Source organism: Streptomyces sp. NPDC059832 (genome assembly GCF_042731715.1).
Classification (GTDB): Bacteria; Actinomycetota; Actinomycetes; order Streptomycetales; family Streptomycetaceae; genus Streptomyces.
In genome coordinates, this window is the sequence record NZ_JBHWIY010000022.1 from 130,472 (window position 1) to 141,784 (window position 11,313).

Here is an 11,313-nt window from a genome sequence, read left to right on the forward strand (position 1 = left end):
GGGCTCTCTCTGGCAGCCCGTCCAACAACCGATTGATTGTTGGACAACTCGAATCCTCGATGCGAACGCAAGGCAAGTGATCTCTCGCAGAGATTCCTAACGCCATCTGCCCCTGCTGCGGCACCATCACCAGGCGTCGACCATGCCGTCCCACGCGACGCGCACATTGCCCCTACAGCGTCCCTGCGCCCACCTGGCCGGCGGCGATGCTCAGCAGAACCACCACCATGAAGACGGCGGCCAAACACCCGCCGCCACTACCGGCACCCTCCGGTGAAGGACCGTAGCCGCCGCGGTCGACGCCTGCGATCGAGCCCGGGAACCAGAACCCCGACTCCCCGCGCTCGTATTCCTCCCACGCTGCCTGGAAAGCGCGAAACGCCGGCGGTTGCCACTGCTTGAAGGCAGACACCCCCGCATCAAGAGGCGTCACCCCAGGTGGAACCTCAAAGATGAGCCACATGCGCAGCGGGCCCATGTGCCACATCACCAACTCACCATCGCGTCCGCCGTATCGCAGGAGCGCAGAGCACTGACTGCGACGGTCGCCAGCACCGCCGCGGTCCAGGTGACCCTGGAGATTGGCGCGGGCCTCCCGGGCTGACCCGAACGTCTCGAGACGATATACCCCGCCGATGTACTCCTGCCCAAAGCCTCCCGGGTGCAACCTGATGGCCTTGTCAGCGGCCCACGGCTCGCCGACGCTCATCCAACTCCACTGGCTCATCCGATTCCAGCGCTCCAATCACCCCAGCTGCCGCAGAACAACAGGGAAATTGTCGATGCGACGCGCTACTCACGACAAGACCGCCTGAACCCTTCAGATGCGGCCCCGCGCCGGCACGATCCATCCGCAGTGGCGATTCGCAGCTGCATCACCCGTGAGGGTGGGAAGCCGTACCGGGACACGCAAGCCGCCCCCTGCTCCTCTAGGCGAAGCCAAGCTGCGCGACATCAAGGTTGGCACGCTGCGCATCTGGCTCAAGGAGCTGGAGAAGTCGGTTGCGCCAGGTACAGCGAACGCCGTCTGGGGGTACCTCTCCAACATCCTCGCTTACGCGATCGACGACGAGCGGATCTCCAGGAACCCCTGCAAGGCCAGAACGATTAAGCCGCCCACGGTGCCTGAGCAGAAGGCACGCGCTTGGACGCGTTCCAGGGTGATGGCAGTTAGGGGCGAGCTGCACCCGCGCTACCAGATCCTGGTCGACATCGGGGTGGGAGCGGGGCTCCGGCAAGGAGAAGCCTTCGGGCTCGATGCAGACAAAGACATCGATGAAGTCGCGGGGGTCATCCACGTCAGACGCCAGGTGAAGCGTGTCGCCGGGAAGCTCGTGTTCGGTCCTCCCAAGGGTGGAAAGGAACGCACGACTCCCCTGCCGGTGTACCTGGCTGCTCAGATTCGAGCCCACAGGACGGCATTCCCTCCCCAGCGTGTCACGTTGCCGTGGCAGGACCCGCGTCCGCCGACGACGAAGCGGGAAACTGAGGAGCGCGCACCGCGCACCCACAACCTATTGGTGACAAGTATGGGAGGCGGGGCGGTCAGGGCGTGGTCGTGGAATCAGCACTACTGGAAGAAGGCTTTGGCTGCAGCTGGGGTGATTGCCACTCCGGAGGCTCTTCCCAAGGGCTCCACGGCCGATCTCGCCTATGGAGACACGCGGGAGTTCGGCTTCCATGCGATGCGGCACACCTACGCGTCGGTCCAGCTGGACGCGCGCGAGTCGGTCGTGTCAGTGTCGAAGTGGCTTGGCCATGCCGACCCCGCGATCACGCTGAGGGTCTACGCGCACTTCATGCCGGAGGCCGACGGGCGCGGCAGGGCAGCGATGGATGCCTGGTTCGAGGGTGCCACCGAAGCCAATTCCCAAAAGATCTCCCCAGATTCTCCCCGGGCTCCCAGTAGTGGCGAGGCAAGCACCCTGCCGGAGGTGCCGACCGCCCCGGATCAGACCAAGTCTGCTGCCCCATCAGAGCATCAAACGGATCTCGTCGGAGTTGGCTCGTGAAGCTGTTTCCGCAGGTCACCCCCTACCCCTTGCTGGAGCCCAGGGTGAGGCCCGCGATGAAGTGGCGCTGGAGCAGGAGGAATACGACGAGCGTGGGCAGGGCGACGATCACCGAGCCGGCGGCGAGCAGGTTGTAGTCGGTGAAGAACTGGCCCCTGAGATTGTTCAGCGCCGAGGTGATGGGGAGCTTGTCGCCGTCGGAGATGAAGACCAGCGCCCACAGGAAGTCGTTGTACATCCAGGTGAACTGGAGCGTGCCGAGCGCGGCCAGGGCCGGACGGCACAGGGGCAGGGTGATCCGCCAGTACTGGGTCCACACGCCCGCGCCGTCGACGATGGCGGCCTCCAGGATCTCCTGCGGCAGGGTGCGCATGAAATTGGCCAGGACGAAGACGCAGAAGCCGAGCTGGAAGCCGATCTGGACGGCGACGACGGCCCAGTACGAGTCGTACATCGTCATCGAGTCGGACATCCAGTAGGGCAGCGGGATGCGGTTGAACACCACGTACAGGGGCGTCACGATCACCTGCTGCGGCAGCAGGTTGCCGGCGGTGAAGAGCATGAGCAGGACGAGCCCGCCGCGCATCTTCAGGCGCGCCAGCGCGAAGGCCACGAACGAGGCGAGGAAGAGGGTGACGAGCACCCCCGGCACCGCGATGATCATGGTGTTGACGAAGTACTTCGTCATGCCGGAGTCGGAGAACGCCTGCCGGTAGTAGTCCAGGGAGAGATGGCGCGGCAGCGAGAAGTAGCCGTGCTCCGAGGTCTCGTCGTACGGCCGCAGCGAGGCGTACACCGCGAGCAGGAGCGGCGCGAGGAAGGCGAGGGAGACCGCCATCAGGAAGGCGTGGACGCCGATCCTGCCGGGGCGGATCCGGCGCCGGGCGGCGGGAGCCGGCGGTGCCGGTGGTGCGGCAGGGCGGGCGGGGGCGGCTTGGACGGTCAACGGTTCTTCTCCCCTCGGAGCTCCTGGACCAGATACGTCACGACGAATCCCAGGGAGACGGCCAGCAGGACCACGGCGATGGCGGAACCGAAGCCGATCCGGCTGGCCTCGCCGATGATGTTGTCGGTGACGAGCACCGAGAGCAGTTCGAGTCCGTTGCGGCCGTGGTTGACGGCGTACACGATGTCGAACGCGCGCAGGGACTCGATGACGGTGATGACACCGACGATCACATTGACCGGCCGCAGGGTGGGGAGCACGATGCGGAAGAAGGTCTGGGCCTCGCCCGCCCCGTCGATCGCCGCGGCCTCCTTCAGCGAGGGGTCGACGGCCTTCAGCCCGGCGAGATAGAGGATCATCACATAGCCGGTGTGCCGCCAGGCGGCGGCGAGCAGGACCATCCAGATGTTGAGGTCCGGATCGCCGAGCCAGTCCGTCGGCGAACCCGTGTCCCCGATGACCGCGTTGAGGGCGCCCTGGTCGCGGGAGAAGACCAGCTGGGCGATGAATCCCACCACGGCGAGCGACAGCACGACGGGCATGTACAGCGTCGACTGGTAGAAGCGGCTGAAGCGCACCCCCCGGTCGATGAGCACGGCCAGCAGCAGTCCGAACGGGGCGGCGACCAGGCCGAGGAAGGCGAGCCAGAGCAGATTGTGCCGGGCCGCGGGCCAGAACTGCGGGTAGTTGGTGAAGAGGTTCCGGTAATTCTGCGTGCCGACCCACTTGATGTCACCGATGCCGTCCCAGCCGGTGAAGGAGAGCACCACGGAGGCGAGGGTCGGTCCCCAGACGATGGCGACGTCGAGCAGGACGGGTATGCCGAGCAGCACACCGAGTACGGCGAGGTCGCGGCCGGTGAACCGCCGCGCGGCCCGCCGTCCGGTGCGCCGGGCCGGGATGAACGACACGGTCGGTACTCCAGATTCGGTCGGATGCCATCGGGGTCGTCCGGGGTCAGTCGGCGGCGAAGATGGTCTTCTTCTGCCGTTCGATGTCGTTGACCAGGCCGTCCACGTCGTCGGGGTCGCTGATGAACTTCTGGATCGCCGGGATCATGACCGTGGAGGAGAAGTCCGGCCTGGTGTCCCGGTCCAGGAACTGGGAGATCTGTTTGGCTCCGGAGACCAGGTCCACGGCCTTCTTCTGGAGCGGTGAGTACGCGGAGATGTCCGCCTGGTCGCTGACCGCGATGTTGTTCGGGTCGCTCTTCAGGTAGATGTCCTCGGCCTTCCCGGTGGCCAGCCACTTGAGCAGGTCCTTGGCGCTTTGCAGCGCCTTCTTGTTCTTGAGGTTCTTCGACTTCTTCGCCAGCAGGAATCCGTCGATGGGCGCCTCGACCGCGTCCTGCCCGTGTTCAGGGGCGATGACGGGGAAGGGGAAGAAGTCGATGTCGCCCTGTTCGCCCTTGGGGAACTGGGCGCCGGGGTGCGGCAGTCCGAAGACGGCCATGCCGGCCTCCTTCTTCTGGAGACTGTTGGCGGCCTCCTGCCAGGTACGGCCGTTGGCACCCTGCTGGCAGTACGGCAGGAGCCGGCGCCAGGTGTCGAAGACCTCCCTGACCCGCTTGTCGGTCCAGGCGACTTCGCCCGCCATCAGGCTCTTGTGGAATTCGTAGCCGTTGGTCCGCATGTCGATGTAGTCGAAGGTGCCCATGGCGGGCCAGCCGTCCTTGTCGCAGAAGGCGATCGGGTCCAGCTTGTCCTTCTTCATCTGCCTGGCGAGCGCCACGTACTCGTCGAGCGTCTTCGGCGCCTGATAGCCGCGATCGGCGAAGAGACTCTTGCGGTGGAAGACGGCCCACGGATAGTAGTAGTACGGCGTGAGGTACTGCTTGCCGTCCGCTCCGGTGGACTGGGCCTTCAGCGCGGCCGAGAAGCCTTTGTAGTCCTGCCAGTTGTCGCTGACGTCGTGCAGCAGTCCTTTCTCGGCGAAGAATTGCATCCGGTTGCCGGCGAACCACATGAAGACATCGTCCGGCTTGCCCTGGAGATACCGGCTGATGTTCTCCTGAAAGGTGTTGTGGTCGACGGTGTTGACCTTCACCTTCCGACCGTCCGACTGCGCCTCGTACGCGGCGAAGGCGTCGGCGAACGCCTTCTTCGGAACCGGGTCGGAGGAATTCGACCCCAAGGTGATGGTCTTTCCGTCACCACCGGGTCCGCTCCCGCAGGCGGTGAGCAGCGCGGGCAGCGTCACGGCTCCGGCGCCAACAACCGCACCACGCAGCAGACTTCGCCGGGACATCCGATGTCCCGCGACACTGCCCGGCACACCTGACCTGTCGTCATCAGACTGCGTCATGCCCAACTCCTCCGGAGATGCAACCCAACACAACCGAACGTGCGATTGGATCTCACCCCCAAGTGGTGGTGTCGTCAAGGGTTTTGACGAGATGTCGGGCAACCGCCGTCACCCCTCTTCCAACAGACTTCAACACGCCCTAACGTAATCGCACGCTTTGGCGTGCACATGCTGTCATCCGATCATGCGCGAGTATGGAGGAACGTAACGATGCGTCATCTTCCAACCCGTACAACCCGAACCGGCCATCCTGGAGTCATCGGAGCGCTGATGGCCGGGCTGCTGTGCGCCGCGGGCGCCACCGTTCCCGCCGCCGCGGACTCGCCCACTCCCGCCCGCGCCGTGGCTCCGCAGTCCGGAAACGGCCTTGCACTCACCCCGCCGATGGGGTTCAACAATTGGAACTCGACGCACTGCCGGGCCGAGTTCGACGAGTCGATGGTCAAGGGCATCGCCGACATCTTTGTCGAGAAGGGCCTCAAGGACGCGGGCTATCAGTACGTCAATCTCGACGACTGCTGGGCGAAGCCGCAGCGCAATGCGGACGGCAAACTGGAGGCCGATCCGCAACGCTTCCCGAACGGGATCAAGGCCGTCGCGGACTATGTCCACTCCAAGGGTCTCAAAATCGGCATCTACACCAGCGCCGGCACCAAGACCTGTGACAGTGTGGGACTCCCGGGCGCACTGGGCCACGAGTACAGCGACGCACAGCAGTTCGCGGACTGGGGCATCGACTACCTGAAGTACGACAACTGCAACAACCAGGGCGTCGACGCGAAGAAGCGCTATACGACGATGCGGGACGCGCTGGCGGCGACCGGCCGCCCCATCGTCTACAGCATCTGCGAATGGGGCGAGAACAAGCCCTGGGAATGGGCCGGTGAGCTCGGCAACCTCTGGCGCACGACCGGCGACATCAACGACAGCTGGGGCAGCATGCTGTCGATCATGAAGCAGAACCTGCCCCTCGCCGCCGCTGCCGGGCCCGGACACTGGAACGACCCCGACATGCTGGAGGTCGGCAACGGCGGCATGACGGACACCGAGTACCGCACGCACTTCTCCATGTGGTCCATGATGGCGGCGCCGCTGCTCATCGGCTCCGATCTGCGCAGGGCGAGCCCGGAGACCTTCGAGATCCTCTCCAACCACGAGGTCATCGCCGTCGACCAGGATCCGCTCGGCAAGCAGGGCACCGTGCTCTCCTCCGCGGGCGGGCGCTGGGTGGTCACCAAGGAGATGCGGGACGGCAGCCGCGCCGTCGCCCTCTTCAACGAGACCGGCAGCGCACAGCGCATCGCGACGACGGCCGCCGAGGCGGGGCTGCCGAAGGCCGACGGGTACACGATGCGCGACCTGTGGGACCACAGCACGTACAACACGGCGGGCACCGTGGCGGCGACCGTCCCGGCGCACGGCACGGTGCTGCTGCGGGTCGCCGCCGACGGCAAGTGGGCCGCGCATCCGCCCGCGGTGGAACTCGGCCTGGAATCCAGCCCGTTGATCGAGGCCGGACGCACCGCCACGCTGACCACGACGGTCACCGGTCTGGGCCGCACCCCCGCCAAGAAGGTTGCGGCGCTGCTCACCGGTCCCTCGGGCTGGCGGGTGAAGGCGGTGTCGCCGACCGGTTCACCGGCCCTGCCGACCGGCCGCTCGCTGACCACCCGCTGGCAGGTGACGGCCCCCGCGGGCACCCCCACCGGTGCGTACGATCTGACGCTCGACGCCCAGTACCGCTCGCCGACCGGGACACGGGTACGGTCCACGGTCCCGATCCGGGCCCATGTGGTGGTCGCGCCACCGGCGGGCGGCGGCTACCTGGGCGACCTGTCGCCGCTCTCCGCGGCCAACGGCTGGGGCCCGGTCGAGAAGGACACCAGCAATGGTGAGAGCGGCGCGGGCGACGGGAATCCGCTGACGATCGGCGGCACGGTCTTCGCCAAGGGCCTCGGCGTGCACGCCGACAGCGCCGTCGAGTTCTACACCGGCGGGGCGTGCAACACGGTGACGGCGCAGGTGGGGGTCGACGACGAGAAGGGCACCAGGGGGACGGTCTCCTTCGAGGTCTGGGCCGACGGCACGAAGGCGGCGTCGACCGGCGTACTGACCAACGCGATGCCCGCCCAGCCGCTCACCGCGGATGTGAGCGGTGCGCAGGTGGTACGTCTGGTGGTCACCGACGGCGGGGACGGCGTCGATTCCGACCACGCGGACTGGGCGGACCTGCGGATCACCTGCTGACGGGTGACCGCGTGGCGGCGACGCCACGCGGCCGGCCGCCGGGCGGACTCCGGGGCATCGCCCCCGGAACCCGCCCGGCGCTCTCCGTGTCCCGCGCTCGACGGCATCGTCCGGTCCGCCCGGCCCCGGTCAGCCCTGGACGGCCGCCGCGCTGCCCGGACCCACCCGCGCCGCCGCGGCGGCGGCGCCCACCAGGCCCGCGTCGGTGCCCATCACCGCCGGGGCCACCTCGATCCGCCGGATGAAGGAGAGCGTGGCGTACCGGCGCAGAGCCCGGCGCAAGGGCTCGAAGAGGATCTCGCCCGCACCGGCCACTCCCCCGCCGATCACCGCGATGTCGATCTCGACGAGCGCGGCGGTGGCGGCGATCCCGGCGGCCAGCGCCTGAGCGGCACGCTCGAACGAGGCGAGGGCGATCGGGTCCCCCGCGCGCGCTGCGGCGGCCACGGCAGCCGCCGAGGCGTCGCCGTCCGGTCCGGGCCGCCAGCCGGCCTCCAGCGCCCGGCGGGCGATGTTCGGACCGCTGGCGATGCGCTCGACACAGCCGCGCGACCCGCACGGACACGGGTCGCCGTCCAGATCCACGCTCACATGACCGATGTGCCCGGCGTTGCCCGTGGGGCCGGGGTGGAGCTTGCCGCCGAGGACCAGCCCGCCGCCGACACCGGTCGACACGACCATGCAGAGCGCGTTGTCGTAGCCGCGGGCGGCGCCCAGCCAGTGCTCGGCGGCCGTCATCGCGACCCCGTCGCCGACCAGTTCGACGGGCAGTCCGCCGACCGCCTTGCCGACCCGTTCCACCAGCGGGAAGTCGCGCCAGCCGGGGACGTTGACCGGGCTGACCGTGCCGGCCGAGGCGTCGACCGGGCCCGCGCTGCCGATGCCGACCGCCGCCGCCCGCGCCCACAGCGGCGAGCCGGACAGCTCGGCGAGGACCTCCGTCACGGCGCCCATCACCGTCTCGGCGCTCTCGCGGGCGGGCGTCGGCCGCTGCGCCCGTACGAGAAGGGCGCCGCCGCCGTCCACCAACGCGGCGGCGATCTTGGTACCGCCGATGTCCAGCGCGGCGACGAGGTCGGTATGCATCGGTGTGGCTCCGTGAGTAGGGGGCGGGGACCTGCGGCTTCAGGAAACAGTCTGCCCAGTCTCCATTCAGCTGACAACGTTGTCCAGGGCCTATGCTCGACGGCACAGCCTCCGGTCGGCTCCGCGGCACCGCCCGCGGACCCGCCGGACCGCCCGCACCCGACGACAGGACAGCGCACCGTGGCCGAGACCGCCCGTCACTCCGAGACCCGTTACGGCAACCGGCCGACCATGAAGGATGTGGCGGCCCGCGCCGGAGTGGGCCTCAAGACGGTCTCCCGCGTGGTCAACAGCGAGCCGGGGGTCACGCCCGACACCGAGCGCCGGGTCCAGGAGGCCATCGAGGCGCTCGGCTTCCGGCGCAACGACAGCGCGCGTGTCCTGCGCAAGGGCCGCACCGCCTCGATCGGACTGGTCCTGGAGGACCTCGCCGACCCGTTCTACGGGCCGCTCAGCCGTGCGGTGGAGGAGGTTGCGCGGGCACACGGCGCCCTGCTCATCAACGGGTCGAGCGCCGAGGACCCGGAGCGCGAGCAGGAGCTCGTCCTCGCGCTGTGCGCGCGCCGGGTGGACGGGCTCATCGTGATTCCGGCCGGTGACGACCACCGCTATCTGGAGCCGGAGATCAAGGCGGGCGTCGCCACCGTCTTCGTGGACCGGCCGGCGGGCCGCATCGACGCCGACATGGTCCTCTCCGACAGCTTCGGCGGCGCCCGCGAGGGCGTCGCCCACCTGATCGCGCACGGCCACCGCCGGATCGGCTTCATCGGCGACCAGCCGCGCATCCACACCGCCACCGAGCGGCTGCGCGGTTACCACGCGGCGATGGCGGACGCGGGGACGGAGGTCGCGGACTCCTGGGTGTCCCTCGGTTCGACCGAACCCGACCGGGTGCGGGCCGCCACCGAACGGATGCTCGCCGGCCCCGAGCCCGTCACCGCGATCTTCACGGGCAACAACCGGGTGACGGTGACGGTGGTGCGTGTCCTCGCCGAGCAGGACCGCCGCATCGCCCTGGTCGGCTTCGACGACATCGAACTGGCCGACCTGCTCGGCATCACCGTCATCTCCCAGGACGCCGCGGCCGTCGGCCGCACCGCCGCCGAGCACCTCTTCCGCCGCCTGGACGGCGCCGACCACGCCCCGGCCCGGGTGGAACTCCCCACGACCCTCATCCCGCGAGGCTCGGGCGAGCTGCCGCCCGCCTGAGCCGCAGCGGCTCGCGCGTCGTCGTCGGCTACGGCGCGGTCACCGTGAGATCGGCCCGTCGCGGCGACGCGAACCCGTCCAGCTCCGCGCGCGTCAGCCCGGTCAGGCGGACGACCTCGGCGGTGTCCAGGGCACCGCAGTCGATGCCGCGCAGGAGGTAACCGCTGAGCGCCTTGGCGGTGGCGGGTTCGTCCATGACGTCGCCACCGGCCTTGGCCACGTACGCGGCGAGCCGTGCGGCGGCCTGTTCCAGGCCCTCGCGGTAGAAGGTGTACACGGCCGCGTACCGGGTCGGGAGATGGCCCGGGTGCATGTCCCAGCCCTGGTAGTAGGCGCGGGCCAGGGCGCGGCGGGTGAGGCCGTAGTGAAGCCGCCAGGCCTCGTGCACCTGAGGCGTGGGGCCGACCGGGAGGACGTTCGTGGAGCCGTCCGAGACCCGTACGCCGGTGCCCGCGGCGGCGACCTGCATGACGGCCTTGGCGTGGTCGGCGGCCGGGTGGTCGCTGGCCTGGTAGGCGGCGCTGACGCCGACGCAGGCGCTGTAGTCGAAGGTGCCGTAGTGCAGGCCGGTGGCACGGCCCCGCGCCGCGTCGATCATCCGGGCGACGGCGGCGGTGCCGTCGGCGGCGAGGATGGACTGGCTGGTCTCGATCTGGATCTCGAAGCCGAGCCGCCCGGCGGGCAGCCCGTGGGCCTGCTCGAACGCTTCGAGCAGCCGGACGAAGGCGGTGACCTGCTCGGGGTAGGTCACCTTGGGGAGCGTGAGGACCAGCCCGTCGGGCAGGCCGCCGGCCTGCATCAGACCGGTGAGGAAGATGTCCGTGGTGCGGATGCCGCGGTCGCGTACGGCGGCCTCCATGCACTTCATCCGGATGCCCATGTACGGGGCCGCCGTGCCGTTCCCGTACGCCTCCGAGACCAGCCGGGCGGCGCGGACGGCGGCCTCGTCCTCCTCGGCGTCGGGGCGGGGGCCGTAGCCGTCCTCGAAGTCGATGCGGAGATCCTCGACCGGCTCGCGCTCCAGCTTGGCGCGCACCCGGTCGTGGACGGGCACGGCGAGTTCGTCCGGGATGCCGAGGACGGCGGCGAACGAGGCCGCGTCGGGGGCATGCTCGTCGAGGGCCTCGATGGCCCGGTCGCCCCAGGAGCGGATGGTGTCCGCGGTGAACGTGTCGCCGGGGACGTAGACCGTGTGGACCGGCTGGCGCGTACCCGGGTCGCCCGGGTAGCGGCGCGCGAGCTCGGCGTCGACCGCGGTGAGGGAAGCGCTGATCTCCTCGCTGACCGCACCGGCGAGGCTCGTTGCCACCTTCTCCTGCTGACCCATCTCCGCACCCTCCACAGTCACGCTGTTTCCGCTTCCCGGAATCAACAATCCGTATAGTGAAGTTATAAGGCCGTCGGACCTGCGTCAATGGTGGTCGGAAAGGGTGCGGGGCCGTGTGGTGCGTGTGCACCGCACGGCCCCGGACCGTCGGACGTGTCCTGCGGTTCCGCCGCGGGTCAGCC

Annotated in this window: 9 protein-coding genes; 3 read left to right on the forward strand and 6 right to left on the reverse strand. The window is 69.0% G+C overall.

Features of this window, described 5'->3' with window-relative positions:
• Positions 1-172 precede the first annotated feature (172 nt).
• Positions 173-709 (reverse strand): hypothetical protein, encoded by a 537-nt coding sequence (locus ACFV8T_RS31055; protein WP_385334132.1) that lies wholly within the window; start codon positions 707-709, stop codon positions 173-175.
• 178 nt (positions 710-887) lie between these two features.
• On the opposite strand from ACFV8T_RS31055, the gene ACFV8T_RS31060 reads away from it, so the two are divergent.
• On the forward strand, positions 888-2,012 hold the full coding sequence (locus ACFV8T_RS31060; protein WP_385334134.1) for a tyrosine-type recombinase/integrase: 1,125 nt from the start codon (positions 888-890) through the stop codon (positions 2,010-2,012).
• A gap of 22 nt (positions 2,013-2,034) precedes the next feature.
• On the opposite strand, the gene ACFV8T_RS31065 is transcribed toward ACFV8T_RS31060, so the two are convergent.
• The 3 genes from ACFV8T_RS31065 to ACFV8T_RS31075 are packed head-to-tail and all read right to left on the reverse strand — an operon-like array spanning position 2,035 to position 5,205.
• Positions 2,035-2,958, reverse strand: a complete 924-nt coding sequence (locus ACFV8T_RS31065; protein WP_385334136.1) for a carbohydrate ABC transporter permease — start codon at positions 2,956-2,958, stop codon at positions 2,035-2,037.
• Positions 2,955-3,869 carry a carbohydrate ABC transporter permease gene (locus ACFV8T_RS31070; RefSeq protein WP_385334138.1) on the reverse strand — a complete coding sequence of 305 codons (915 nt, stop codon included), beginning with the start codon at positions 3,867-3,869 and terminating at the stop codon, positions 2,955-2,957. The genes ACFV8T_RS31065 and ACFV8T_RS31070 overlap by 4 nt, the downstream gene beginning before the upstream one ends.
• A gap of 46 nt (positions 3,870-3,915) precedes the next feature.
• Positions 3,916-5,205 carry an ABC transporter substrate-binding protein gene (locus ACFV8T_RS31075; protein ID WP_385334151.1) on the reverse strand — a complete coding sequence of 430 codons (1,290 nt, stop codon included), beginning with the start codon at positions 5,203-5,205 and terminating at the stop codon, positions 3,916-3,918.
• 267 nt (positions 5,206-5,472) lie between these two features.
• On the opposite strand from ACFV8T_RS31075, the gene ACFV8T_RS31080 reads away from it, so the two are divergent.
• A complete protein-coding gene (locus tag ACFV8T_RS31080; RefSeq protein WP_385334140.1) occupies positions 5,473-7,509 on the forward strand; it encodes an NPCBM/NEW2 domain-containing protein in 2,037 nt (678 codons plus the stop codon).
• Positions 7,510-7,638: 129 nt separating this feature from the next.
• Here the strand turns inward: ACFV8T_RS31080 and ACFV8T_RS31085 are convergent, their stop codons facing one another.
• Complete coding sequence (locus ACFV8T_RS31085) at positions 7,639-8,595, reverse strand: ROK family protein (RefSeq protein WP_385334142.1); 957 nt, start codon at positions 8,593-8,595, stop codon at positions 7,639-7,641.
• 180 nt (positions 8,596-8,775) lie between these two features.
• Here ACFV8T_RS31085 and ACFV8T_RS31090 point away from each other — a divergent pair, with 180 nt between their 5' ends.
• Positions 8,776-9,804: a LacI family DNA-binding transcriptional regulator gene (locus ACFV8T_RS31090; RefSeq protein WP_385334144.1), complete on the forward strand. Its 1,029-nt coding sequence runs from the start codon at positions 8,776-8,778 to the stop codon at positions 9,802-9,804.
• 28 nt (positions 9,805-9,832) lie between these two features.
• Here the strand turns inward: ACFV8T_RS31090 and ACFV8T_RS31095 are convergent, their stop codons facing one another.
• Positions 9,833-11,131: a DUF6986 family protein gene (locus tag ACFV8T_RS31095; RefSeq protein ID WP_385334153.1), complete on the reverse strand. Its 1,299-nt coding sequence runs from the start codon at positions 11,129-11,131 to the stop codon at positions 9,833-9,835.
• Positions 11,132-11,313 lie beyond the last annotated feature (182 nt).

Bases quoted from the DNA above. Each gene is read 5' to 3' on its own strand.
- ACFV8T_RS31055 (WP_385334132.1), bottom strand. From the start codon at position 709: ATGAGCGTCGGCGAGCCGTGGGCCGCTGACAAGGCCATCAGGTTGCAC.
- ACFV8T_RS31075 (WP_385334151.1), bottom strand. From the start codon at position 5,205: ATGTCCCGGCGAAGTCTGCTGCGTGGTGCGGTTGTTGGCGCCGGAGCC.
- ACFV8T_RS31080 (WP_385334140.1), top strand. From the start codon at position 5,473: ATGCGTCATCTTCCAACCCGTACAACCCGAACCGGCCATCCTGGAGTC.
- ACFV8T_RS31085 (WP_385334142.1), bottom strand. From the start codon at position 8,595: ATGCATACCGACCTCGTCGCCGCGCTGGACATCGGCGGTACCAAGATC.
- ACFV8T_RS31095 (WP_385334153.1), bottom strand. From the start codon at position 11,131: ATGGGTCAGCAGGAGAAGGTGGCAACGAGCCTCGCCGGTGCGGTCAGC.